This window comes from Rhodococcus aetherivorans, from assembly GCF_025722975.1.
In the GTDB taxonomy this organism is placed as follows: Bacteria; Actinomycetota; Actinomycetes; order Mycobacteriales; family Mycobacteriaceae; genus Rhodococcus; species Rhodococcus aetherivorans.
Window position 1 is genome coordinate 1,431,381 of record NZ_CP106982.1, and the last position, 24,298, is coordinate 1,455,678.

The following is a 24,298-nucleotide window of genomic DNA, read 5'->3' on the forward strand; positions in this document are numbered from 1 at the left end:
GGATCCACGGTATCCGGACGCACGGAGGTCCTCACCCGTGTCAGCAGGATCGACGAGAGACTGTCGAGTGTGGCGGCGAACCTCGACGTCGGTATCGCAGGGTTCGCCGCCACGGTCCGGGGCTCAGGCCCGGACGGGGACCGGTCGGGGCGGCGGTGCCTCGGCAAGTTCACGGACGAGGTCCTCGGCGGCGGGCCAGTGGCCGTAGCCGGCGGCGGGGTTGAGGTGCCCGACCGGTCCGGCGTCGACGAGTCTGCTGCCCCAGTGCCGCGCGAGAGCGGCGGCCCGGTCGAACCCACAGAGCGGGTCGTTGCTGCTGGCGGCGACGATGCTGGGAAACCGCAGCGGTGTGCGCGGCGTGGGATACCAGCCGTTGTCGCGTAGCTGCTCGGGGGTGGGGTAGCCGGCGGGCAGCGCGACGGTGAGGTCGGGTGGGGTGGCCAACAACGCGCCCACGACGGGGTGGTCGTGGCGCTGGGCCCACGCCACGGTGATCATCACACCGGCGCTGTGCGCGACCAGCAGCACCGGGCCGGTCGTGCCGGCGACGGCCTCGTCGAGGGCGGCGACGCGGGCGGCGAGACCGAACTTGTCGCGCTGCAGCGGCTCGACCGTGGTCACCTTCGGCAGCCGCGCGGCGAGCAGGGTCTGCCAGTGCTCGGCGACGTGGCCGCGCAGGCCCGGCACGATCACCACGGTCGTGGTATCGAGGATGCTCACTTGTCGGCTCCGGTCTGCTGCGCGGGGGTGGCGGACAGGGTGGCGAGCTTGCGGACGCCGGCGGGGTAGACGCGCTTGCCGACCAGCAGCACCGCGACCGCGCCCAGGTAGACGAGCGGCGCGAGTTGCAGAGCATCGGCGAGGCTGATCCTGTCCGCGAGGACACCGACGACGAACGGGCCCGCGGCCAGCCCGAGCAGGCTGTTGGCCAGGGTGGTGGTGCCGAACGCCGACGCCCGCACGGTGGGGTGGGTCAGGTTGGCGACCATCGCGGTGACCGCGCCGGTGGAGCCGGCGGAGAAGAACGCGCCCAGTCCGAGCAGCACCAGCTGGGCGGTGCCGACCGGCAGCCGGAACCCGACGATCAGCAGTACTCCGGCGGCGAGGCTGATCGCGATCGCGACCGTCCACTTGCGGGCCGGGTCGATGCGGGCGGCCCGGTCGGCGACGATGCCGCACACGATCATGCCGGCGCCGATGAGCAGCACGAAGACCGCGGCCATCGCGGCGGCCTTGTCCGCGGCCAGCCCGTAGGAGCGGCCGAAGAAGCTGGGCAGCCACGCCATCAGCGCGGCGGCGGTGAACATCTGCAGCCCGCCGCCGATGTAGGCGCACAGCACCGCGGGGTTGGTGAACAGGCTCGAGATCGGGGCACGTGCAACCGGGCCCGGCGCCTCGGTGTGGGTGGTGTTCGTGTCGTCGTCGATGGCGTGGCGGGCGAGCTTGCGCTCGCTGACCAGGGCCCAGAACAGCGCGACCAGGATCAGCCCGAAGATCGCCATCGACGCGAAGGACCAGCGCCAGGACAGCTGCACGGCGATGACCCCGCCGAATGCGACGCCGATCACCGACCCGAACGAGCCGCCGGCCATGAACGCACCCGAGAGCGAGGCCCGCAGCCGCGGCGCGAACACGCTGAGCACGACCGCGATACCGACGCTGCCGTAGGCGGCCTCACCGACCCCGACCAGGAACCGGGCGCCGAGCATCTGCTCGTAGGAGCCCGCCACCGCGCACAGCAGGGTCGCCACGCTCCACAACGCGGCCATCACGACGAGGCTGCGCACCCGGCCCCACCGGTCGGCGAGCATCGACAGCGGCAGGGTGAGCAACCCGACCATCAACGCGACCACGCTGTTCAGCGATGCGAGGTGCGAATCCGACAGCGACCATTCGGCTTTCAGGAACGGGAACACCGCACTGAGGACCTGCCGGGACATGTAGTCCGACAGCAGCAGCCCGAAGGTGAGTGCGAACACGAGCCACGGGTAGAACCGGGATCGCCCGCTGCGGCGAGACGGCGCCGACACGGTCGCGGTCCGCTCCGGCGCGGTGGGGGTGAGAGAGGACATGATCTTCCTAAACCTCGGGTGGGGTGGGGAGGAGCGCGATGGCTGGGGGTGAAGTTTGTGGTGCTGACGGCCGGTGGGAGAAAGGGTTTCGCGTGCCCGGGGGCGCGGCACGGGGCGTGGTGTCACGCCCCGCGGGTCACGCGGATGCCGCGTCAGGCGTGCTGGGTGAAGCCGCGCTGGCCGGGGCGGCGGTTGGGCGCGAAGCCGATCTTGGCGAGGGTCTCCTCGGCGCTGGTGTAGTGCTCGTCGAGCTTGTAGATCTCGCGGGCCTCCTTGCCGGTGGCGACCTCGCGACCGAGTTCGTTCGCGATGCGGACGAGCTGTTCGACCTGCGCCACGGAGGTCATCTTCTCGCCCTTGCGGCCCCACAGGGTGTCCTCGGTGCCGCAGCGGGCGTGCAGGCCCATCGCGATGGCCATGGTGTTGACCGGCAGCACGCTGCGCATCAGGGTTTCCAGGGTGAGCACCGCCCCGTCGGGGGTGCGGCGGATGAACTCCATCATGTTGTACGGGTTGGGACCGTCGAAGCCGCCGCCGATGCCGACCCAGGTCACCATCAGCGGGCCGGTGTAGACGCCGCGACGGATCAACCGCTCCACGGTCTCGAGCTGGGCGATGTTGGCGAGCTGGAAGTGCGGCTGGATACCGTTGGCCTGCAGCCGGCGCAGGTGCTCCTCGACCCAGCCCGGCCCGGCCGGGACGGTCATCTCGCGGTAGGCGTCGTAGACCTCGGGGCGCTCGAAGGAGGTGCCGGCGATGTCGTCGTCGGTCATCAGCTCGACGATGTTCATCTGATTGGTGTTGATCGCGATGGTGACCTGGTCGGGCTTGGGGTCGAGTTCGGCGAGCATGTGGCGGGTGTCGTCGGAGAGCCACTTCGCGTCCGCGCCCTCGCCTTCGGGTGCGAACGAGATCGAGCCGCCGACCTGCAGGATCATCTCGGGTACCGCCTCGCGCAGCCGTGCCAGCAACTCGTTGAACTTCGAGAGCCGCTTGGAGCCCTTGCCGTCGAGTTCCCGCACGTGGATGTGCAGCACGGTCGCGCCGGCCTCGTAGCAGTCCACCGCCTTCTGCACGTGCTCGTCCATGGTCAGTGGCAGGTCCTCGGCGAAGTCGTCGATGTCCCACTCCGGGCCGTAGGGGGCGACGGTGATGACCAGCTTCTCCTGGTTCTCCGGGAACAGGGCGTCGTCGTGGAAGTGCATGGTAGTGCTCCGATCAGAGTTGTGGTGGGGTTGGTGAGGGTGGACGGGACGGGGGATGGGTCAGAAGGTGGCGTCGCCGACGATGCCGGCGCGTTCCATCTTGCGTACTGCGGGCCAATAGTCTTGCACCGCATAGTGTTGCGTGGATCGGTTGTCCCAGATGGCGACGCTGTTGGGGGTCCAGCGCCACCGCACCTGGTATTCCGGGATCGCGGCCTGGCTGATCAGGTAGCGCAGCAGATCCCCGGCGCCGGGGGCGTAGTCGATGCCGAAGCGGACGTTGTCGGGGGTGTGATAGTTGACGAAATGGGTGGCGAAGGCGTTGACGAACAGGATCTTCTCCCCGGTTTCCGGATGGGTGCGCACCACCGGGTGCTCGGCGTCGGGGAACCGCTCGTGCAGCGCGTACCGGGCCTCGAGGGGCATGTTCGCACCGAAGCTGGCCTCGATGCTGTGCCGGGCGCGCAGCCCGTCGATCCGGTCCTTCACCGATTGCGGCAGCCGCGTGTAGGCCTGCGCCATGTTCACCCAGACGGTGTCGCCGCCGACCGGTGGGATCTCCACGGCGCGCAGCACCGAACCCATCGGAGGGTTCTGCCGCCACGTGGCGTCGCAGTGGTAGGCGTTTTCGTAGTGCTCCGGCGCGCTGTCGAGGTCCTTGTAGATCCGCACCAGCCCGGGATGGTCGGGGTCGCTGCCAGCCACCGGGTGATCCTCGAGCGGGCCGAACCGCTCCGCCAGCGCGACGTGCTCGGCGCGGGTGAAGTCCTGCCCGCGCAGGAACAGCACCTTGTGACGCAGCAGCAGCGCACGCAGCTCGGCGAACAGGGCGTCGTCGCGCGACACCTCGCCCAGGTCCACGTCGAACAGCTCCGCACCGATCGTGGCGGTCAACGGCTCGACCCGGAACGGGGTCACCGTCCGTGTCCGCCGGGGCATCTCGATCGTGACAGACATTGCGTTGTCTCCTAGAAGAATTGGGGTTCGGTAATGGCGTCGGGTATTCGCCGGGTTCAGAGGGTGAACACCGAGGTGCCGATGCTGGCGCCGGCCTCGAGATCGCGGTGTGCGGTCACCGCGTCGGCCAGCTCGTAGCGCTGGTTGATGTCGATGCGGATCCGGCCGGCGGCGACGTGGCCGAACACCTCGCCGGCCAGTTCGGCCCGCTCGGCCGGGTCGGCGATGTAGTCCGCCAGCGCGGGACGGGTCACGAACAGCGAGCCCTTCACCGCCAGCGACATCGCGTCGATCGGCGGGATCGGTCCGGACGCGGTGCCGAAGCACACCAGCAGGCCGCGGCGGGCCAGCGAGTCGAGCGAGGTCGCGAAGGTGGAGGCGCCGATGCTGTCGAACACCACCGGCAACCCGACCCCGTCGGTGATCTCGCGGACCCGGGCGGGGACGTTCTCGCGGGTGTAGACGATCACGTGTGCACAGCCGTTGGCGCGGGCGATCTCGGCCTTCGCGTCGCTGGACACGGTGCCGATCACGTTTATGCCCAGCAGATTCGCCCATTGGGTGACGATGGAGCCGACCCCGCCTGCGGCGGCGTGCAGCAGCACCGTGTCCCCGGCGTCCAGCGCGGCGATGCGCCGCAGTAGATACGCACTGGTGAGCCCGCGCATGGTCATCGACGCCGCGGTCTCGAACGCGATCCCGTCCGGGAGCGTGATCAGGTGCTCGGCCGGCATCACCCGCTCGGTGCTGTAGGCGCCCAGCGGGCTGCCGGTGTAGGTGACGCGGTCACCCTCCCGCACGTGCGACACACCGGCGCCGACGGCCTCGACCACACCTGCCGCCTCGACGCCCATGCCGGCGGGCAACGCGGCCGGGTAGAGCCCGGTCCGGAAGTAGGTGTCGGCGAAGTTGAGGCCGACCGCACCGTGGCGGATCCGGACCTCGCCCGGGCCGGGTTCCCCGACCTCGGCATTCTCCCACCGCAGGACCTCCGGTCCACCGGTCTCGTAGAAACGAACGGCCTTCGCCACGGTATTCTCCTTCTCGGTCCCGGGCGCTCGCGTCGTGACGACTCGGAGATCCGAAACATTGTGCTGTGGAACAGCTTTTGGATTCGCTCGGGTGGGCCGGTTCGGCTTGTGAGGGCGGTCACCGGGTGGCCCGTGCTGTGATGAACCCAACTCTAGTCGGACCATCCCATGGATACTTATCCTGGCGGGACTCCAAATATTCGCTTCGGGACGCTGCGGCGATCCAGCGGTCTCGCCGGCCCGGGACGTGCATCCCGCCGGGTTCGAGCCGGCTGCATCCCGGATGCGAGGGTGTGTGGTGGTGTGGGACGGTGTCGGTCGATCGAGCCGACCGGGGCGGCGTCGGTGTGCGACAACGGTGCTCATCGGATTCGCGTGGAATGCAGGCGGTGTCGTCCGTGCGCCATCAACCCTGTCCCGATACGAATAGTTTGCTGACCCGATGAGATAAGTACGGTGGGTGCGGTTCGGCTACCGTGGAGTGGCAAGCCGAAGACCCGCATGGGTTCTCGATCGAGTCCCGCACTCCGCGGGCCACGTCTCCAGCACCGGGATCGTCGATGCAGCCGGCCGAGGCGGCCACCTGCCCGACGTGCTCGAAAACACCCGTCGCCACCCCTCAGGAAGATCGATGACCAGGACCATCTATACCGCCGACCACCTCGCCTTTCGTGACACGGTCCGTGACTTCACGCAGCGCCACCTGATTCCGGAGCACGAGCGGATCATCGAGCAGCGGTTCATCGACCGCGAGATCTGGATCGAGGCGGGCAAGCTCGGCCTGCTCGGTCTGGAGGTACCCGAACAGTACGGTGGCAGCGCGGCGGGAGACTACCGGTTCAACGCGGTTGTGGGGGAGGAACTCTCGCGGGTGAGTGCCGCGATCGCGTCGAGTTTCGGCATCCACTACGACATCGTGGCGCCGTATCTGGTGGAGCTGACCACCGAGGAGCAGAAGCAGCGGTGGCTGCCGGGGTTCTGCACCGGTGAACTGGTCGCCGCGATCGCGATGACCGAACCCGCCGCGGGCTCGGACCTGGCCGGGTTGAAGACCACCGCCCGACGCGACGGGGAGGACTGGATCCTCAACGGGTCCAAGACGTTCATCACCAACGGTTACCACGCCGACCTGGTGATCGTGGCGGCGAAGACCAGTCCGGAGAAGAAGGCCAAGGGCATCACCCTGTTCGCGGTCGAGACCGGCACGGCGGGCTTCGAACGGGGCCGCAAGCTGGACAAGGTCGGCCAACCCGAGTCCGACACCGCCGAGTTGTTCTTCACCGACGTCCGGGTCCCGGCGGCGAACGTGATCGGCGAGGTCGACGGCGGGTTCGCGCACATGATGCGAATGCTGCCGCAGGAACGGATCTGCGCGGCGGTGTCGAATCTCGCGCACGCCGAGGCGATCCTGGCCGAGACCCTCGACTATGCCCGGGCGCGCAAGGCGTTCGGCCAGGCGATCGGCTCGTTCCAGTACAACAAGTTCCTCTTCGCCGAACTGGTCACCACGCTCGAGGTGGCGCAGGCGTTCGTCGATCGGTGCGTGCAGGCACACACCGAGGGGCGGCTCACCGCGGTGGACGCCGCGAAGGCCAAGTGGTGGAGCTCGCAGGTGCAGAACCAGATCCTCGACAGTTGCGTCCAGCTGCACGGCGGCTACGGGTTCATGAACGAATACCGGGTCGCGCGGGCGTGGAAGGACGCACGGGTGACCAAGATCTGGGCCGGGTCCAACGAGATCATGAAGGAGATCATCGGACGGGACCTCGGACTGTGAGCATCACCGCGCCGGCCACCCACGCGAGCGAACCCACCGAGTGGCTCGCCCGGCTGACGCGCACCCGGCCCGACGCCGCCGCCCGCATCGCGTGGCTGACCGGGGTGCTCGGCTCCATTCGCTGGGCTCCGGCGCTGTGCGTGCCCCTTCGGCCCCACGCCAGTTCGGAGACGACCACCGACCACGACCCCTTTCTCGAACCACACCGGAGAACCACGGCATGACCAATCTCAGTACCAATCTCGTTGTGTCAGCGCGCAACTACCCCGGCAAGACCGCGTTGCGGTGCGGCGAGGACACGCTCGCGTTCGCCGAGTTCGACGCGGCCGCGGCGCGGGTGGCAACCCTGCTCGAGCGGGCCGGGATCGCACCCGGTGACCGGGTCGCGGTGATGCTGCCCAACACCGCGGCGTTCGCGATCGTGTTCTACGGCATCCTGCGGCGCGGCGCGATCGCGGTGCCGATGAACCCCCTGCTGAAGGCCCGCGAGATCGAGTTCTTCCTGACCAACACCGCCGCGTCGGCGCTGTTCGCGACCCCGGTGTTCGCCGAGCAGGCCCGCGCCGCGTCCGACGCGGCCGACGCCCGGTTGTGGCTGGTCGACGACGACGACCTCGCCCGGCTGACCGCCGACCTGCCGGCGCAGGCCGCGCCGGTGGCGCGGGCGGGTGAGGACACCGCGGTGATCCTGCACACCTCGGGCACCACCGGCAAGCCCAAGGGCGCCGAACTCACCCACGCCGGACTGGCCGGCAACGCAGAGGTGACCGCCCGCACCCTGATCCAGATCGGACCCGACGACGTCGTGATGGGCGCACTGCCGCTGTTCCACGTCTTCGGGCTCACCTGTGGGCTCAACGCCTCGGTCCTCGTGGGTGCCACGCTGACACTGGTGCCGCGGTTCGACCCGCGAGTCGCGCTCGAGGTGATCGCCCGCGACCGGGTCACCGTGTTCGAGGGCGTGCCGACCATGTACGCCGCGATGCTCGGTGTCGCCGGGGAACTCGACGCGGCGGCGACGGCGAGCCTGCGAGTGTGCGTCTCGGGCGGCGCGTCGCTGCCGGTGGCAGTGCTCACCGACTTCGAGCGGACCTTCGACGCGGTGATCCTGGAAGGCTACGGGCTGTCGGAAACCTCCCCGGTCGCCTCGTTCAACCACCCGGACCGCGTCCGTAAGACCGGCTCGATCGGCACCCCGATCGAGGGCGTGCGGATGCGTGTCGTGGACGGCACCGGTGCCGAGGTTCCGGCCGACCAGCCCGGCGAGATCCAGATCGCGGGACCGAACGTGATGAAGGGCTACTGGAACCTGCCCGAGTCGACCGCGGCCGCGATCGACGCGGCCGGCTGGTTCGCCACCGGCGACATCGGCCGCATCGACACCGACGGCTACTTCTACATCGTGGACCGCAAGAAGGACCTGATCATCCGCGGCGGGTTCAACGTCTACCCCCGCGAGGTCGAGGAGGTCGTCTACGAGCACCCTGCCGTGGCGGAGGCCGCGGTGGTCGGCATCCCGCACGCCAGCCTCGGCGAGGAGATCGGCGCCGCGGTCACGCTCAAGCCCGGCGCGAGCGCCGATCCCGCCGAGATCGTCGCATTCGTCAAACAGCGGGTCGCCGCCTACAAGTATCCGCGCCACATCTGGATCCTCGACACCCTGCCGCAGGGGCCGACCGGCAAGATCCTGCGCCGCGACATCACCATCCCGACCTTCGAAAGCAGCAACCGACCATGACCACCACCACCACCAAGCCGGCACACCGCCCCGACGAGCTCGCCGCGCCGCTGGACCTGCTGCTGGCCGGCTCGGCCCGCGGCGTGGCCGGCCGGATGCTGCCCAACCGATCCTGGGCCCGGCTCGCGGGCGGGCTGGCCACCCGCCCGGGCACGCTCGCGCACCGCGGCGGAAACCTGGCCAAGGAACTCGCCGCGGTCGCCGCCGGCCGCGCCGACCGCGCACCCGGCAAGGGCGACAAACGATTCGCCGACCCGGCGTGGCAGAACAACCCCTGGTTGCACCGCAGCATGCAGGCCTACCTCGCCACCGCCGACACCGCCTATGCCCTGCTCGCGGACGCGGGCTTGGACTGGCGGGACACCGAACGGATGCGGTTCGTGCTCGACAACCTCGTCGAGGGCCTCGCGCCGAGCAACAATCCGCTGCTCAACCCGCTCGGGTGGAAGGCGCTCATCGACACCGGCGGCCTGTCCGTGCTGCGCGGGGCGCGCGCGTTCGCCCGCGACATGGCCACCAAGCCGCGGGTTCCGGCGATGATCGAAGACGGCGCCTACACCCTCGGCGAGACCGTCGCGGTCACACCCGGGGCAGTGGTGTTGCGCACCCCGGTGTTCGAGCTGATCCAGTACGCCCCGCAATCCGCGACCGTGCGCGAGGTGCCGCTGCTGATGGTGCCGCCGGTGATCAACAAGTACTACATCACCGACATCGCCCCCGGTCGCAGCATGATCGAGTACTTCGTCGCCCAGGGCCAGCAGGTGTTCGCCATCTCCTGGCGAAACCCCCACGCCGAGCATCGGGACTGGGACCTCGACACCTACGGCGGCGCGATCCTCGAGGCGATGGACGCCGTCCAGGGGATCACCGGCACCGACCGCACGCATCTGCAGGGCAGCTGCTCGGGCGGGATCCTGGCCGCGACGACCGCCGCGTACCTGGCTGCCACCGGCCACGGCGACCGGGTTGCCGGGCTCACCCTGGCGGTGACCGTGCTCGACCAGGCCCAGGCCGGGTTCGCCGCCGCCGCCCTCGACGCACGCACCGCCGAGACCGCGATCGAACGCTCGCAGTCCAGGGGCTTCCTGGACGGGGACGAGCTGGCCGAGGTGTTCGCCTGGCTGCGCCCGACCGACCTGGTGTGGCGCTACTGGGTCAACAACTACCTGCAGGGCCGCCCGCCCGCGCCGTTCGACGTGCTGCATTGGAACGCCGACACCACCCGCATGACCGCCGGCCTGCACCGCGACCTGGTCCGCATCGGCGCTACCAACGCGCTGGCCACCCCCGGCACAATCGACCTGTTGGGCACCCCGATCGACCTCGGAGCGGTCACCGCCGACGCGTACGTGATCGGCGGCATCGCCGACCACATCTCGCCATGGCAGTCCTGCCACCGCAGCGCCGCCCTGCTCGGCGGCGCCGACACCCGGTTCGTGCTCTCCACCAGCGGGCACGTCGCCGCGCTGGTCAACCCACCCGGAAACCCCAAGGCGTCCTTCCGGGTCGGGCCCGTCGACGCGGACACCCCGGAGCAATGGTTCGACCGCGCGACGGTCACCCGCGACTCCTGGTGGCCGGACTACACCACCTGGCTCGCCGCGCGCAGCGGCGCCACCGTCGCCGCACCCACCACGCTCGGCGGCGCCGGCCACTCCCCGCTCGACCCCGCACCCGGCACCTACGTACACCACATCTGACCCACCACGACCTCAGGAAGCGACATCATGACCACCACACTCGACAACCCGAAAGCACTGCTCGACCTGGTCGGGCACGAACTCGGCCGCACCGACTGGCGCGAGATCACCCAGGAGCAGGTGAACCGGTTCGCCGACGCCACCGGCGACCACCAGTGGATCCACACCGACCCCGACCGGGCGGTGGCCGGACCGTTCGGCACCACCATCGCGCACGGCTACCTCACCCTGTCGCTGACGCCGATCGTGCTCGCCGAGGTACTCGCCATCGACCACCTCGGGATGGCAGTGAACTACGGGGTGAACAAGGTCCGATTCCCCGCGCCGGTCCCGGTCGGAGCCGAACTGCGCGCCACCGTCACCCTCACCGCCGCAGTGGAGAAACCCGCCGGCATCGAGGCCGTGTTCACCCTCACCTACGAGATCCGGGGCGGGACGCGGCCGGTGTGCGTCGCCGAGGTCGTCGTCGTCTACCGATGACCGGAGACGCTCGCACCACGCAGCGCACCCTCACCGTGGGCCGGCAACGCATCCGGGTCCACATCCGGCGCGGGTCGGGGGTGCCGCTGGTGCTGTGCAACGGGATCGGCGCCGGGCTCGAGGTGCTCGACCCGTTCGTCGCCGCCCTCGACCCGGCCACCACGATCGTCCGGTTCGACGTCCCCGGCGCCGGCGGGTCGCGGACCTCGTTCGCGCCCTACGGGTTCGGCTACCTCGCGCGGCTGCTGGGACGGGTCCTCGACCGGCTCGGTATCGGCGTGGTGGACGTACTCGGCCTGTCCTGGGGCGGCGCGCTGGCCCAGCAGTTCGCCTTCCAGAACCCGCGCCGGTGCCGGCGACTCGTGCTCGTCGCCACCGCCACCGGGGCGCTCATGGTGCCCGGACATCCCCGGGTGCTCGCCAAGATGCTCACCGGTCGCCGGTTCACCGACCCCGATCACACCGCAGCGATCGCCGGCCAGATCTACGGCGGCACCGCGAGAAACCAGGGCAGCGACATCGCCGCCCTCTTCGACACCCAGACCCACGCCGGATCGACGATCGGTTACCTGCACCAGCTGCTCGCCGGCGCCGTGTGGACCAGCCTGCCGATGCTTCCCCTCATCCGCCAACCCACCCTGATCGTCGCCGGCACCGACGACCCCATCGTTCCGATCGTCAACGCCCACATCCTGCACCGACTGCTACCCCACGCCACCCTGTACCTGCACAACGGCGGACATATCGAACCGATCACCAACGCCGGCAGACTCGCCCCGGTGATCGACGCCTTCCTCCACGAACCCGAACAACGATGATGACGATCACCCACGACCGCCGACGCATGCACTCGCGGCCGCCGCCCGCGCGGGGGACCGTCCCCGCGCTGCCGAACAGCCGTCGGTGCGACACGGTGCACGTGATCATCGGTGTCCCCGGCGGTGATTTCGATCGGCGCCATCCGGGGCGTGTCTCACCGCCCGATCGAGCGTATCTTGAGGTGACATAGGTGTTCTCTCCGGGGCGAGAGGTGGGGCCGGACATGAAGCCGTTGGCCCGCTACGCCGCGATCACAGGGTACGCCGACCTGTGCGCGTCGCTGGGCACGGATCCGACGCCACTGCTGCGCAGCGTCGGGCTCGATCCCGCCGGGTTGGGGCTGCCGGACCGGTGGATCCCCGCCGTCGCGATCGCCCGCCTGCTGGAACGCTCGGCCGCCGCGACCCGCTGCCCCGACTTCGCGCTGCGGCTCGTCGAGCGTCGGCGCTTTGCCAGCCTCGGCCCGGTGAGCCTGGTCATCCGGGAGGAACCCGACGTCCGCAGCGCGCTGAAGTTCCTGATGCGCTATCAGCACATGTACAACGAGGCTTTGCGGCTGCGGTTGGTCGAGGCAGAGGACGTGGCGACGATCCGGGTGGGGCTCGAGCTGGGCGAACCCGCCGACACCCGGCAGGCCACGGAACTGGCGATGGGGGTACTGCACGGGCTGTTACGCGATTTCCGCGGCGGCCGCTGGCAACCCCTGGCGGTCTGCTTCACCCATTTCGCCCCCGAGGACACCAGCGCTCACCTCGAGGCGTTCGGCCCGATGGTCAAGTTCGACCAGGAATTCTCCGGAATCGTACTCTACACAAGCGATCTCGACGCTCCCAACGCCATGTCGGGTCCCTCGATCGGCCCGTATGCGCGCCAATTCCTCGACACCATCGACACCCGGCCCGAGGTGACGCCTGTCACCCGGGTCCGCGAGCTGATCGAACTGCTGCTGCCCACCGGGCGATGCTCGGTCGAGCAGGTCGCCCGCAGCCTCGGGGTCGACCGGCGCACCGTACACCGCCATCTCGCCGAGGCGGGGCAGAACTACACCGCGGTGCTCACCGCCACCCGCGTGGACCTGGCCGAACACCTCGTCGCCGGCCGTCGTTACTCGCTCACCGAGGTCGCCGATCTGCTCGGCTTCTCCTCGGCAAGCAACTTCTCCCGCTGGTTCAGCAACGAATTCGACTGCAGCCCAAGGAAATGGCGCGCTCAACACCGGACGGACACCGCCGTGCGGGCCGGGAACGCGCTGGTATGACACCGGCATCCGCGCGAACGCGGTGTCCCATATCGAATACACCGTGTCCCGATAGGGACAGTATGCCGTGCCGAATCCGGATACCGTGAGGTGCGTCGCAATTCAGGCCCTGCGGGGAGGTCCCCAGCCGGGTCGGTGACCGTGGCCCGTTCGATCGCGGCGACGTTGATCCCGGCGAGCCGGTCACCGCGAAGTGTCCGTAATGCACCGACGTGGAACAGATCTCGGTCACCCACCGAGCCTGACGAACCCGACCCCACGTCGAATACCTCGACCGGGCCGGGATGCCCGGGCCGACATGACGAAGAAGGAGAGTGTGCAGCGTGCTGGATGCTACCGCGGCCGCGGAGTCCGACCGCAGGGATCCCGACCACGACACGTCGGGCGGAGCGGATACGCGGCCGGCTGCGGGGGTGGGGACCGGCCAGGCGGAGTCGGGCGGCCGAGGCGGAGACGGGCGCAGCGGCGGCCGCGGCACCCGGCTCAACGGGAAGGTTGCGCTCGAACGGGCGCGTGCATCGCTGCCCGGATTGGTGTTGTCTGCCGCCGCGGCGGCGGTGGCAGTTGTCGCGGCGCGCCTGTTGGGTGGGATCAGCCCTCTGCTGATCGCGATCCTGCTCGGCGCGGTGGTCGCGAATCTGGGAACGCTGCCGGCGGTCTTCGAACCGGGTGTGACCGTCGCCTCGCGGCGGCTGCTCCGTATCGGAGTCGCGCTGCTGGGTCTGCAACTGCTGCTGCCGAACGTGCTGGCACTGGGGTGGGGGACGCTCGCGGTGGTCACTGCCGTGGTCGGGCTGGGCATCGCCGGGTCGATGGCGCTCGGGAAGTTGCTCGGGATCGGCTGGACGCAACGGCTCCTGATCGCGTGCAGTTTCTCAATCTGCGGTGCCGCGGCCGCGGCCGCGGTCGACGGCGTGGTGAACGCACGTAAGCGGGAACTGGTGACCACCATCGCGCTGGTCGTCGTCTTCGGCACCGTGATGATTCCGGCTCTTCCCGCGGCTGCGGCCGCCCTGGGTCTGGACTCGACCCAGGCGGGAATGTGGGCCGGCGCGGCGATTCACGAGGTGGCGCAGGTGGTCGCGGCCGGCGGCGCGCTCGACGCGGGGTCGTCGGCCGCAGCGGTGGGCGGCGGTGCCCTGGCCATTGCAGTGACGGTCAAGCTGGCCCGGGTGGCGCTGCTGGCGCCGGTGGTCGCGTGGATCGGGGTGGCGTCACGACGCCGCACCGCCACGCCCACGCAGACGCGGCGACCGCCCTTGGTGCCGCTGTTCCTGGTCGGATTCCTCGCCTGCGTGGCGCTGCGGGCCACCGGTGTTCTCGGACCGGGGTGGCTCGACGCCGCGCGACTGACCCAGACCGCGCTGCTCACCGCCGCGATGTTCGCGCTCGGCACCGGGGTCCGGCTGTCCGTGTTGCGCGGTGTCGGGTGGCGGCCCTTCGCTCTCGCCGCCGCCTCGACGATCATTGTCGCCGCGACCGCGCTCACCGGGGTGCTGCTGGTCGGCTAGCCGGTATGTGGGCGCCGACCCGCCAACGACGAAGGCCCCGGCTGCGCGATGCGCCGGCCGGGGCCTTCGGGAGAGCCGATGACGGGAATCGAACCCGCGTATTCAGCTTGGGAAGCTGATGTTCTACCATTGAACTACATCGGCACGCTGGGCTTTTGCCGATTTCTCGGCTCCGTCCACGCTCGTCGCACACTGTAGCAGACTCCGCACGGACGACGTCACATCCACCCCGGAGCGTTCCGTTTCGAGGGGGAGGTTGTTGCGGCAAACGCCGAGTGGAGGCCTCCGGAACCACCCCCTCGTCGCCGGAACCTCCCGCTCGCACCCGCCGCGACAGCGGCGCGTCGCACCCCCACACTGGGAGCATGAAGGCCACGGGGGAGCGGTCCGAGGCGTCCGAGCTGGCTCGGCTGCTGCTGGACGAGGTGGGCGCGGCGACCGGGGGCGTGCAGGCGATGCACCGCAGCATCTCCGACCGGGTGTTCGGGGCGGTCGCACTGGGCGTCGGGACGCCGGCGCTGGCGGTGAAGGCCGCGCACGACGCGATCGCCGACGGGGTCTATTCCGCGATCAGGGGTGCCGCCGCGGCGACGGGGAAGCTGGCCGCGCTCGGGCTCGCGGAGTCCACCGGCGACCGGTTGCCGTCGGAGAGCGTCCGCGGGGCGATGGCGATCGCCGCGGTCGAGGGCCTCATCGGCGACGTCCTCGAGGCCGAGGGCTCACCGCTGGCGCTGCCGATGTCGGTGCGGGTGGACAGCCGGGCCGTGCCGCTCACGACCGAGGGCCTCGCCCGCGCGTTCCCGCCCGCGACGGGCCGCGTGGTGGTGTTCGTCCATGGTCTGATGGAGACCGAGACGACGTGGCGGTTCGGCGGCCGTCGTACCTACGGCGAACGACTCGTCGACGATCTCGGCTGCACGTCCGTGTTCGTCCGCTACAACACGGGCCGGCGCATCTCCGCGAACGGTCGGGAGCTGTCGGCGCTGCTCGACGCGCTCGTGCGGGCGTGGCCGCGCAAGGTCGAGCAGCTCGCGTTGATCGGCCATTCCATGGGTGGGCTCGTCGCGCGCAGCGCCTGCTTCTACGGCACCGAGACCGATGCGGCGTGGACTCATCGTGTGCGCCATGTCGTTTCGCTCGGATCCCCGCATCTGGGGGCGCCGCTCGAGCAGGCGGTGCACTACGCGAGCGCCGCGCTCGTCGCAGTCCCGGAGCTGCGGCCGTTCGGGACGCTGCTGCGACGGCGCAGCGCCGGCATCCGCGACCTGAACCAGGGCGCCGTGGTGGACGAGGACTGGTCCGGTCGCGGCATCGACGACCTGCGCCGCGCCGTGTGCCGGGAGGTGCCCCTGCTCGACGGGGCGATGCACTGCTTCGTGTCGGCGACCCTGACGCGCAGCCCGGCTCATCCGCTGGGGCGGTTGCTCGGGGACGGACTCGTCCTGGTGCCGAGCGCGTCGGGGCACGGCCGGACCCGGCGCATCGGCTTCCGCATGGAGGACGGCATGCACCGGGCGCCGGCGCACCATCTGACGCTGCTCAACGACGACGAGGTCTACCGGCAGCTGCTGATGTGGCTGCGTACCGGCCCCGGAGGGGCTAGACCAGCGGACGGCCCGTCCGGATCCGCCGGCGCAGATCGGCCATGAGCAGCCGGTAGGGGGCTTCGCGCAGCGCCACCGGGAGCCGCGAGTTGACCGCCCCGAGGGTGCGCATGAGCCGGTCGAAGCGGCGCTGGTCGCGCGGGCTCCACGGCAGCCGCATCCGGTCGCGGAACATCGGCGGCAGGAAGCCGGCGGTGAGGAACAGGTTGAGCCGGCCGAACAGCAGCGACATCGGGCGGGGCAGGAACCGCATGGCGGCGATGGCGTAGAGATGGTCGCGCACGACGTCGTCGATGTCGACCTTGGCGAGCGCTTCGTTCCAGTACTCCTCGAACGCCTCGCGGTCGATCGGCCACATGTCGGGCTCGACCTGCAGGGTGGTGCCGAAGGTGGCGCCCTTGCGGTAGTACCACTCGACGGCCTCGGCCGGGATCGGTCCGTAGAGCGCGTGGTGCACGTCCTCGAAGCCGCGGTAGATGCACGCGGCCACCCACAGCTGCAGTTCGGGGTCGAAGGCGTTGTATTCGACCGGGCTCGCCTCGGTGGAGCGGACGTGGCGGTGGGCGGTGTTGACGGCGCGCCGGAAGAGTTGCTTCTCCTCGTCGGTGCCGGTGGCCGCGACCGCCAGGTAGGTGAGGGTGGTGCGGGTGCGTTTGATCGGATGGTCGAACAGCCGGCCGGAGGCGACACGGCTCTCGACGACGCCGTAGCCGACGCCGGGGTGGGACAGCTGCATGATGACGTTCGCCGCGCCGGCCATGAGGCCGAGGCCGTCCATGACGTCGTCGAACTCGGCAGGCTTCTCGAGGGTGGTCACGAGGTCGATCCCTTCGTCCGTCCTATATGTGAACACGACTGTAGTCACATATATGATCGGGGTAAAGAGCTCTCCTGAGAAGATGGACGGATGGTGACAGGACGGCTCTACGGGGGACGCGGGGGAGAACAGCGGCAGGCGGAACGGCGGGCGCAGCTCATCGAGGCCGGGCTCGACATCCTCGGCGGACCCGACGGCGATCACACCCTGTCCGTCCGCGGCGTGTGCAAGCGCACCGGCCTGGCCTCACGCTACTTCTACGAAAACTTCCCCGACCGCGACGAACTCACCGTCGCCGTGTACGACCACGTGATCCAGCGGATCGCCGAGAGCACCCTGCGCGCGGTCACGGAGGCACCGCGCGACGAACGGTCGGTGGTCCGGGCCGGCGTGGAGAACATCGTCCGCGAGGTCGCCGAGGACCCGCGCATGGGCCGGCTGATCTTCTCCGTCAGCCAGGCCAACCCCCAGCTGGTGAGCCGGCGACTCGAGTCGTCGCGCATGTTCGCCGGGCTGGTGACGGCGCAGGCGGTGGACTTCTTCGAGGTGAGCTCGACGCCCCGGCTCGACCTCGCGGCGCACTTCGTCGTCGGCGGCCTCGCACAGGTGCTCACGGCGTGGCTCGAGGGCGACAGCCCGCTGAGCCAGGACGAGGTGATCGAGGCCTGCACCGATTTTCTGCTCACGATGTCGTCGCAGGCCCGCTGACGCGACCGGCGGCGACGGACATCCGGCGCGGCTGACAACCTCGAGCGCTCTCGGAGTCGCCCTGTGCGAGTTGTTAGCCTCTACCTCGTGCTGCTCTCCGATCGCGACATCCGCGCCGAGGTCGCCTCCGGGCGTCTCGGCATCGACCCCTTCGATGCGGCGATGGTGCAGCCGTCGAGCGTGGACGTACGGCTCGACAGCCTGTTCCGCGTCTTCAACAACACCCGCTACACGCACATCGACCCCGCGCAGCGCCAGGACGAGCTCACCTCGCTGGTGCAGGCCCCGCCCGGGGAGCCGTTCGTGCTGCACCCGGGCGAGTTCGTACTCGGCTCGACGATGGAGACGTGCAGCCTGCCCGACGACCTCGCCGGCCGGCTCGAGGGCAAGTCGTCGCTCGGCCGCCTCGGGCTGCTGACCCACTCCACGGCGGGGTTCATCGACCCGGGCTTCAGCGGGCACATCACCCTCGAGCTCTCCAACGTCGCCAACCTGCCGATCACGCTGTGGCCGGGGATGAAGATCGGGCAGTTGTGCCTGTTCCGGCTGACCAGCCCGGCCGAGCACCCCTACGGCAGCGCCGCCGTCGGGTCGAAGTACCAGGGCCAGCGCGGCCCGACGCCGTCGAAGGCGTATCTCAACTTCGTGCGCGAACACCCCGACGCCCGCCCGAGCTGACCGGGCGGTTGTCGCGTCGAAGGGGCGGTTGCTGCGCCGGCCTCTCGGCGTTCGCCGCAACAGGCGCCCCCTCGACACGAGATCCTCCCGTCCAGCCGCCACTTCACAGTCCGGACCGCGATTTCCTGCCAGCGTTCGCACGGTGCCCGGCATAGTGTGAACGGGACAGGGGAGCCGGGTGCGTCCGTCCCGCGAACAGTTCGTCGATGCGGCACTGCGGTGCAGGAGGAGGCGGCCATGTACGGGTGCGAACGGATCGTCCCGGGCGGCGGACGCGGCCTCGGGGGTGTGCGATGACCGCAGCCCCGCATCCGGACGTCGCCGACCTCGTCCTCGCCGGCGGCGGGGTGAAGGGCATCGGCCTCGCCGGTGCCGTCGTGGCTCTGGCCGACGCCGGATACCGGCTCAACCGGGTGTCGGGCACGTCCGCGGGGGCGGTGGTCGGCGCCATCGTCGCGGCCGGATCGAAGGCCGGATGGACGGGCGAGCAGATGCGCGACGCCGTCTTCGGGATCAAGTACCGCAAGTTCCTCGACCCGGGTCCCGTCGAACGGATTCCCCTGCTGGGTCCCGCATTCGGGGTGCTCCGGGGGTCGGGGATCTACCAGGGCGACTACGCGCACGCCTGGATCCGGGACACGCTGAAGGACCTGGGCGTCAGCACCTTCGGGGATCTGCGGATGGAGGACGACGACATCCCGGAGGAGCGACGGTACCGGCTGGTGGTCACCGTCACGGACATCACGCGGGGCCTGCTGGTCCGGCTGCCGTGGGACTACCGGTCGGTCTACGGCCTCGATCCCGACGAGCAGTCGGTGGCCGACGCGGTGCGCGCGTCCATGTCGATCCCGTTCTATTTCCGGCCCGCGACGCTCACCGCCACGTCCGGGTTGACGTCGACACTGGTCGACGGCGGGCTGCTGTCGAACTTCCCGATCGACTCGCTCGACCGGATCGACACCGAGCAACCCCGCTGGCCCACCTTCGGCGTCACCGTGCTGCCGAACCTGCCCGCCGACAACGACAAGGTCCTCCCACCGCTGCGGCTGCTGCGTCCGTTCTCGGCCCTCGGCGACTCCCCGGAGCTGATCGAGGGCATCGTCACCACCGTGCTCGTCGGCCGCGACCAGGCCCACCTCAACCAGCCGTGGGTCAGCGCCCGCACGATCCGGGTCGACTCGACCGAGGTGGGGGTCCTCGACTTCCACCTCGACAAGTCCGAGATCGAGGCACAGTTCGCCAAGGGGTACGAGGCGGCGCAGGGGTTCCTGTCGACCTGGAACTGGGTGGAGTACGTCAAGCGCTACCGTTCCCACGGAAAGAGATGGTGATCCCATGACGGCGCCCGCAGACAGGATCGAATCACTCTTCGCTGCAACGAAGATCGGCGCCCTCGTCACGCTGAAGCGGGACGGGCGGCCGCAGCTCTCCAACATCGTGTACCACTACGACCCCGGCGCCCGGACGTTCTCGGTCTCCATCACCGACGGGCGGGCCAAGACCGCGAACATGCGCCGCGACCCGCGCGTGAGCCTGTATGTCAGCGCCGCCGACGGCTGGGCGTACGCGGTCGCGGAGGGCACCGCCGAACTGTCGCCCGTCGCGAAGGACCCGCACGACGACACCGTCGAGGAACTCGTCGCCCTGTATCGGGCGGTGCAGGGCGAACACCCGGACTGGGACGAGTTCCGGGACGCGATGGTCGCCGACCGCCGGCTCGTGCTGACGATGCGGGTCGAACGGTTCTACGGGATGGCCGGACCGACCGGCTGATCCGGACGAAGGGGGGGAAGGCGATGCCGCGTGCGTCGACAACAGAATTCGCAGCCTCCACTGCGGGGAAGCAGTTCCTCCGCGCCTACGATGCCGTGCTCGCGAAGTGGCCGGCGGACGTCGGCGCAGTGACGGTCGAATCGGAATTCGGCACAACGCATATCAACGTCTGCGGCCGCGAGGACGCGCCGCCGGTCCTCCTGCTGCCCGGAGGGGGAGCGACGTCGACGGTGTGGTTCGCCAACGCCGCCGCGCTCGCCACCCGGTACCGGGTCCTGGCGGTGGATCCGATCGGTGACGTGGGACGGAGTGTCGCGCACGGAAAGCCGATGCGCAGCGTGGACGATCTGCTGTCGTGGCTCGACGGCATCGCGGCGACGCTCGGCCTGTCCTCGTTCCGGCTGGCCGGCCACTCGTACGGGGCGATGATCGCGCTCGCCTACGCGCTCGAACGCCCCGAGCGGATCTCGAACATGGTGTTGCTCGATCCGAATTCGTGCTTCGCCGGGATGCGCGCACAGTACCTCGCCCGCGCGATCCCCCTGCTGCTCCGGCCGAGCGACCACCGCCAGCGCAGCTTCCTCGCGTGGGAGACCGGCGGCCGGCCCCTCGACGCGGACTGGCTGAACCTCGCCGCCCAGGGCGCCGAGCACTTCCCGACGGCGAAGCTGGTCGTCCCGAAACGCCCCGCACGTCCCACCCTCGCCGGGCTCGCGGTCGACACGACGGTGATTCTCGCGGCCGGCAGCAAGATCCACGACAGCGCGCGGGTGGCGGCCGCGGTCGCGGCGACGAGCTCGCGGCTGCGGCCGGTGATCGTCGAGGGAGCAACGCACCACACGATGCCCATGGTCCCGGCCGCGGAGGTGAATTCCACCCTTCTCGGCGCGCTCGGCTGACCACCTGTTCCCGCACGGTCTCGTTCAGTGGGAACGGCGATGTGCGGCATGTCACAAGCCCCTACGTTCGGTCGGTAACAGGCCGTGCGCATCGACGTCCGTCCTGAAATCGACTGTGCGCGCGAGCGCTTCGAGGAAGGGGCGAGATGCCGGTCGCAACGGGCAGGTTTTCCATCCGGCGGTGGACGGCCGCCCTCGGGACGTGCGCGGTGCTGGTGGCCGCGTGCGGCTCCGAGGTGTCCGAGCACTCGGGTGTCACCGACCCGACGATCCCCCTGCGCTACGCGACGGTCTTCGGCGCGTCCTCCTTCGACCCGCACAAGACCAAGATCACCAGTGACGCCACGATGCTCAACCTGGTCTACGACCGGCTCGTGCACCGCGACGTCGACGCGCAACCCGTCCCCGGCCTGGCCGAATCGTGGGAGCTGACGGACGAGTCCCTCACCCTGCATCTGCGCGAGGGGGTGAGCTTCGCCGACGGTTCCCCCGTGGACGCGGCCGCCGTCCGGGCCAACCTGAACCGCGCCCTCGAACCGGACTCGGTGACCGCACCGATGCTCGCCGGGGTCACCGGCATCACGACCCCCGACGATCGCACCGTCGTGCTCGCGCTGGACCGGCCCGGCGCCCAGCTCGTCCTCGCGCTGTCCGACCTGGCCGGGATGATCGTCGACCCCGACGCATTCGGAACCCCGGAGAAGAACGCCGCGCTGGCGCTCACCCCGGCCGGTGCCGGCCGCTACACGGTCACCCGCGCGCAGCCGGGCGCCGAGTACGAGTTCGCCGCGCGGCCCGGCTACTGGGATCCCGACGCGGTCCGCACCGACAGCGTGGTGTGGACCGTGATGACCGATCCGCAGGCCCGGCTCAACGCCGTGTCCTCCGGAGACCTGGACGCCGCCATCACCACGCCACTGACCATCGATGCCGCCGAGCAGCAGGGCCTTCGGGTCGAGACGGCGCTGCGGCTCGACCACATGGCCATCAACCTCAACCGGTCGCGTGGGGAGTTCGGCAAGCCGGAGGTGCGGCAGGCGCTGGCGTACGCGATCGACCGGCAGTCCATCGCCGACACCGCGATGGAGGGCCACGCCGAGGCCGCGACGCAGAACTTCCCGAAGGACTACTTCGCCTACGAGCCCGACCTGGCCGGAGCCTACCCGTACGACCCCGACAGGGCGCGGGAGCTCCTGGCACAGGCGGGACTGCCGAACGGGTTCTCCTTCACTGCGATCCTGCTCAACCTGCCCGAGAACGTGCAGGTGGCCCAGATCGTGCAGCAACAGCTCGCCGAGGTCGGCATCGACATGCAGTTGAAGCCGATGCCGCCGTCCGAAGCCTCCCCGACGTTCAACCGCGGGGACGCCGACGCCGTCGTCACCACCTTCACCGGCCGGTCCGATCCCGCCCTGCTGTTCTCCTCGCTGTACGGGGCGGAGTCTCGGCAGAACCCGTCCCGCAGCACGGCCCCCGGATTCCAGGAGGCCTTGGATGCGGCCAACCGCGAGTCCGATCCGCAGGCGCGCGCCGGCAAGCTCGGCGACGTGTCGAAGCTGGTCAGCGACAACGCGCTCGCGATCCCGCTGGTGTTCTTCGAGCTCGGCTCCACCCTGACCGATCAGGTCGTGGGCTACGAACCCACCCTGCTCGTCGACGAGTGGCGCGGCGTCGGCGTCACCGCCCCGTGAACCCCTCGACGACCCGAACCCCCCGAGGAATCTGATGTTTCACAGATCGATGAAGGCCGCCCTGTCCGTGCTCGCCGTCGCCGTCGCGGTGGCCGGGTGCGGCAGTTCCGCGGCGACGGACGCCGCGCAGACCGTCGACCCGAACGCGACGTTGCGCTATGCCACCACCTACGGTGCGTCGTCGTTCGACCCGCACAAGACGAGGATCACCAGCGACTCGATCATGCTCAACCTGGTCTACGACCGGTTGGTGCACCGTGATCGGGACGCGAATCCGATTCCCGGGCTGGCCGAATCGTGGGAGTTCGCCGACGACGGGTCCACCCTGACGCTGCGCCTGCGGCAGGACGTGACGTTCTCCGACGGCACCCCGTTCGACGCCTCCGCGGTGGTGGCCAACCTCGAACGGGCGATGCAGCCCGACTCGATCACCGCCGCCATGCTCGCCGGCGTCGCCGCCGTCGAGGCCCCCGACCCGCAGACCGTGGTCCTGCGACTCGACGGCCCGGGCGGGCAACTCGTGCTCACCCTCTCCGATCTGCCCGGAATGATGGTCAACCCCAACGCGTTCGGCACCCCCGACAAGGACGCCGCCCTGGTGCTGACCCCCGCCGGCACCGGACGCTACACCGTCGCGCACGCACAGCCCGGTGCGCAGTACGAGTTCGTCGCCCGGGACGGCTACTGGGATCCGGAGGCGGTGCAGGCCCGCGCCTTCGAGTGGATCGTGATGACCGATCCGCAGACCCGGGTGAGCGCGGTGGCCTCCGGTCAGCTCGACGCCGCGATCGCCACCCCGCTGTCCGTCGACCCGGCCGAACAACAGGGCCTCGAGTCGCACGTGCAGACCACCCTCAACAACTACGTGCTCAACCTCAACCGGACCCGCAGCGAGTTCGGGAACCTCGAAGTGCGGCAGGCACTCGCCCACGCCGTCGACCGGGAGGCCGTCGTCGAGACCGCACTCGAAGGTCACGGCGAGGCCGCCAGCCAGAACTTCCCCTCCGGGTACTTCGCGCACAACGCCGCCCTCGACGGCCAGTACGCGTTCGACCCCGAACGCGCGAAGGCCCTGCTCGCACAGGCCGGTGTGCCGAACGGATTCTCGTTCGTCGCCGGCGCGTCGAACCTGCCGGAGAACCAGCTCATCGCGCAGATCATGCAGGAACAGCTGGCGCGGGTGGGGATCACGATGGAGATCCGGTCGATGACGCCGACCGACCTCAATCCCGCATTCAACCGCGGCGAGCTCGACGCCATCCTCACCACCCTGACCGGTCGCGCCGAACCGTCGCTGCTGCTGACCTCGTACTACGGGCAGGACTCGCCGCAGAACCCGTCGCACGACGATATCCCCGGCTTCCGGGCGGCGATGGAAGCAGCCAACCGGGCCACCGATCCCGGCGAACGTGCCGCCCTGCTCGGGGAGGTGAACGCGGTGGTGATGGATCACGCCGCGATGTTGCCCGTCGCGTTCGCCGATTTGGGTGCGATCACCTCCGGCACCGTCGTCGGCTACGAGCCGAGCCGGGTGCTCGACGAGTGGCGCGGCGTCGGGGTGGCCGCGCCGTAACACCCGT

General features: G+C 70.0%; 22 protein-coding genes and 1 tRNA gene. 16 read left to right on the plus strand and 7 right to left on the minus strand.

Translation table 11 applies throughout. The features are described 5' to 3' along the window. Positions 1–123: 123 nt before the first annotated feature. The 5 genes from OCS65_RS06735 to OCS65_RS06755 form a co-directional block, all read right to left on the minus strand. Positions 124–720 carry an RBBP9/YdeN family alpha/beta hydrolase gene (locus OCS65_RS06735; RefSeq protein WP_029545822.1) on the minus strand — a complete coding sequence of 199 codons (597 nt, stop codon included), beginning with the start codon at positions 718–720 and terminating at the stop codon, positions 124–126. Next, positions 717–2,072 (minus strand): MFS transporter, encoded by a 1,356-nt coding sequence (locus OCS65_RS06740; RefSeq protein ID WP_029545820.1) that lies wholly within the window; start codon positions 2,070–2,072, stop codon positions 717–719. The genes OCS65_RS06735 and OCS65_RS06740 overlap by 4 nt, the downstream gene beginning before the upstream one ends. 152 nt (positions 2,073–2,224) lie before the next feature. Beyond that, positions 2,225–3,277, minus strand: coding sequence for a beta-keto acid cleavage family enzyme (locus OCS65_RS06745; protein WP_029545818.1), 1,053 nt, complete (start codon positions 3,275–3,277; stop codon positions 2,225–2,227). Positions 3,278–3,337: 60 nt separating this feature from the next. Beyond that, positions 3,338–4,234: a TauD/TfdA dioxygenase family protein gene (locus OCS65_RS06750; protein ID WP_037201148.1), complete on the minus strand. Its 897-nt coding sequence runs from the start codon at positions 4,232–4,234 to the stop codon at positions 3,338–3,340. A gap of 56 nt (positions 4,235–4,290) precedes the next feature. Continuing rightward, positions 4,291–5,265 (minus strand): quinone oxidoreductase family protein, encoded by a 975-nt coding sequence (locus OCS65_RS06755; RefSeq protein ID WP_029545814.1) that lies wholly within the window; start codon positions 5,263–5,265, stop codon positions 4,291–4,293. 631 nt (positions 5,266–5,896) lie between these two features. Between OCS65_RS06755 and OCS65_RS06760 the strand changes: the two genes are divergently transcribed. From OCS65_RS06760 to OCS65_RS06795, 8 genes are all read left to right on the plus strand, one after another. Next, complete coding sequence (locus OCS65_RS06760; RefSeq protein ID WP_006937057.1) at positions 5,897–7,042, plus strand: acyl-CoA dehydrogenase family protein; 1,146 nt, start codon at positions 5,897–5,899, stop codon at positions 7,040–7,042. After that, on the plus strand, positions 7,039–7,266 hold the full coding sequence (locus OCS65_RS06765) for a hypothetical protein (protein ID WP_263509234.1): 228 nt from the start codon (positions 7,039–7,041) through the stop codon (positions 7,264–7,266). Before OCS65_RS06760 ends, OCS65_RS06765 begins: the two co-directional genes overlap by 4 nt. Then, positions 7,263–8,780, plus strand: coding sequence for a long-chain-fatty-acid--CoA ligase (locus OCS65_RS06770; protein ID WP_043798467.1), 1,518 nt, complete (start codon positions 7,263–7,265; stop codon positions 8,778–8,780). The genes OCS65_RS06765 and OCS65_RS06770 overlap by 4 nt, the downstream gene beginning before the upstream one ends. Beyond that, positions 8,777–10,480 carry a PHA/PHB synthase family protein gene (locus OCS65_RS06775; protein ID WP_043798465.1) on the plus strand — a complete coding sequence of 568 codons (1,704 nt, stop codon included), beginning with the start codon at positions 8,777–8,779 and terminating at the stop codon, positions 10,478–10,480. Before OCS65_RS06770 ends, OCS65_RS06775 begins: the two co-directional genes overlap by 4 nt. Before the next feature lie 27 nt (positions 10,481–10,507). Then, positions 10,508–10,960, plus strand: a complete 453-nt coding sequence (locus OCS65_RS06780; protein ID WP_006937051.1) for a MaoC family dehydratase — start codon at positions 10,508–10,510, stop codon at positions 10,958–10,960. Further along, positions 10,957–11,778 carry a poly(3-hydroxyalkanoate) depolymerase gene (gene phaZ, locus OCS65_RS06785; RefSeq protein WP_029545805.1) on the plus strand — a complete coding sequence of 274 codons (822 nt, stop codon included), beginning with the start codon at positions 10,957–10,959 and terminating at the stop codon, positions 11,776–11,778. Before OCS65_RS06780 ends, phaZ begins: the two co-directional genes overlap by 4 nt. 224 nt (positions 11,779–12,002) lie before the next feature. Further along, on the plus strand, positions 12,003–13,037 hold the full coding sequence (locus OCS65_RS06790) for an AraC family transcriptional regulator (protein ID WP_263509237.1): 1,035 nt from the start codon (positions 12,003–12,005) through the stop codon (positions 13,035–13,037). 314 nt (positions 13,038–13,351) lie between these two features. After that, positions 13,352–14,548, plus strand: coding sequence for a YeiH family protein (locus OCS65_RS06795; RefSeq protein WP_263509238.1), 1,197 nt, complete (start codon positions 13,352–13,354; stop codon positions 14,546–14,548). Between the two features lie 73 nt (positions 14,549–14,621). On the opposite strand, the gene OCS65_RS06800 is transcribed toward OCS65_RS06795, so the two are convergent. Further along, positions 14,622–14,692 (minus strand) — tRNA-Gly (locus OCS65_RS06800). A gap of 221 nt (positions 14,693–14,913) precedes the next feature. On the opposite strand from OCS65_RS06800, the gene OCS65_RS06805 reads away from it, so the two are divergent. Then, complete coding sequence (locus OCS65_RS06805) at positions 14,914–16,197, plus strand: esterase/lipase family protein (RefSeq protein WP_050035828.1); 1,284 nt, start codon at positions 14,914–14,916, stop codon at positions 16,195–16,197. Here OCS65_RS06805 and OCS65_RS06810 read toward each other — a convergent pair. Next, complete coding sequence (locus OCS65_RS06810) at positions 16,148–16,969, minus strand: oxygenase MpaB family protein (RefSeq protein ID WP_006947582.1); 822 nt, start codon at positions 16,967–16,969, stop codon at positions 16,148–16,150. The genes OCS65_RS06805 and OCS65_RS06810 overlap by 50 nt on opposite strands. Before the next feature lie 90 nt (positions 16,970–17,059). Here OCS65_RS06810 and OCS65_RS06815 point away from each other — a divergent pair, with 90 nt between their 5' ends. The 7 genes from OCS65_RS06815 (at position 17,060) to OCS65_RS06845 (ending at position 24,291) form a co-directional block, all read left to right on the plus strand. Next, the gene (locus tag OCS65_RS06815) at positions 17,060–17,677 is read left to right on the plus strand and encodes a TetR/AcrR family transcriptional regulator (protein ID WP_006947584.1); all 618 of its coding nucleotides are present in this window, start codon (positions 17,060–17,062) and stop codon (positions 17,675–17,677) included. A gap of 87 nt (positions 17,678–17,764) precedes the next feature. Then, the gene (dcd, locus tag OCS65_RS06820; protein ID WP_006947585.1) at positions 17,765–18,355 is read left to right on the plus strand and encodes a dCTP deaminase; all 591 of its coding nucleotides are present in this window, start codon (positions 17,765–17,767) and stop codon (positions 18,353–18,355) included. Between the two features lie 293 nt (positions 18,356–18,648). Beyond that, entirely contained in the window at positions 18,649–19,686 is a 1,038-nt protein-coding gene (locus OCS65_RS06825; protein ID WP_006947586.1) for a patatin-like phospholipase family protein, read from the plus strand. 4 nt (positions 19,687–19,690) lie between these two features. Further along, positions 19,691–20,128, plus strand: a complete 438-nt coding sequence (locus tag OCS65_RS06830) for a PPOX class F420-dependent oxidoreductase (protein WP_006947587.1) — start codon at positions 19,691–19,693, stop codon at positions 20,126–20,128. Positions 20,129–20,151: 23 nt separating this feature from the next. Further along, the gene (locus OCS65_RS06835; protein WP_044476609.1) at positions 20,152–21,027 is read left to right on the plus strand and encodes an alpha/beta fold hydrolase; all 876 of its coding nucleotides are present in this window, start codon (positions 20,152–20,154) and stop codon (positions 21,025–21,027) included. Between the two features lie 146 nt (positions 21,028–21,173). Then, positions 21,174–22,718, plus strand: coding sequence for an ABC transporter substrate-binding protein (locus OCS65_RS06840; RefSeq protein WP_006947590.1), 1,545 nt, complete (start codon positions 21,174–21,176; stop codon positions 22,716–22,718). A gap of 49 nt (positions 22,719–22,767) precedes the next feature. After that, entirely contained in the window at positions 22,768–24,291 is a 1,524-nt protein-coding gene (locus OCS65_RS06845) for an ABC transporter substrate-binding protein (protein ID WP_037201145.1), read from the plus strand. Positions 24,292–24,298: the final 7 nt, after the last annotated feature.

Bases quoted from the DNA above. Each gene is read 5' to 3' on its own strand.
- OCS65_RS06775 (WP_043798465.1), top strand. From the start codon at position 8,777: ATGACCACCACCACCACCAAGCCGGCACACCGCCCCGACGAGCTCGCC.
- OCS65_RS06780 (WP_006937051.1), top strand. From the start codon at position 10,508: ATGACCACCACACTCGACAACCCGAAAGCACTGCTCGACCTGGTCGGG.
- OCS65_RS06835 (WP_044476609.1), top strand. From the start codon at position 20,152: ATGCCGCGTGCGTCGACAACAGAATTCGCAGCCTCCACTGCGGGGAAG.
- OCS65_RS06745 (WP_029545818.1), bottom strand. From the start codon at position 3,277: ATGCACTTCCACGACGACGCCCTGTTCCCGGAGAACCAGGAGAAGCTG.
- OCS65_RS06740 (WP_029545820.1), bottom strand. From the start codon at position 2,072: ATGTCCTCTCTCACCCCCACCGCGCCGGAGCGGACCGCGACCGTGTCG.
- OCS65_RS06830 (WP_006947587.1), top strand. From the start codon at position 19,691: ATGACGGCGCCCGCAGACAGGATCGAATCACTCTTCGCTGCAACGAAG.
- OCS65_RS06770 (WP_043798467.1), top strand. From the start codon at position 7,263: ATGACCAATCTCAGTACCAATCTCGTTGTGTCAGCGCGCAACTACCCC.
- OCS65_RS06815 (WP_006947584.1), top strand. From the start codon at position 17,060: ATGGTGACAGGACGGCTCTACGGGGGACGCGGGGGAGAACAGCGGCAG.
- OCS65_RS06805 (WP_050035828.1), top strand. From the start codon at position 14,914: ATGAAGGCCACGGGGGAGCGGTCCGAGGCGTCCGAGCTGGCTCGGCTG.
- OCS65_RS06750 (WP_037201148.1), bottom strand. From the start codon at position 4,234: ATGTCTGTCACGATCGAGATGCCCCGGCGGACACGGACGGTGACCCCG.
- phaZ (WP_029545805.1), top strand. From the start codon at position 10,957: ATGACCGGAGACGCTCGCACCACGCAGCGCACCCTCACCGTGGGCCGG.
- OCS65_RS06840 (WP_006947590.1), top strand. From the start codon at position 21,174: ATGCCGGTCGCAACGGGCAGGTTTTCCATCCGGCGGTGGACGGCCGCC.
- OCS65_RS06790 (WP_263509237.1), top strand. From the start codon at position 12,003: ATGAAGCCGTTGGCCCGCTACGCCGCGATCACAGGGTACGCCGACCTG.
- OCS65_RS06760 (WP_006937057.1), top strand. From the start codon at position 5,897: ATGACCAGGACCATCTATACCGCCGACCACCTCGCCTTTCGTGACACG.
- OCS65_RS06845 (WP_037201145.1), top strand. From the start codon at position 22,768: ATGAAGGCCGCCCTGTCCGTGCTCGCCGTCGCCGTCGCGGTGGCCGGG.
- OCS65_RS06825 (WP_006947586.1), top strand. From the start codon at position 18,649: ATGACCGCAGCCCCGCATCCGGACGTCGCCGACCTCGTCCTCGCCGGC.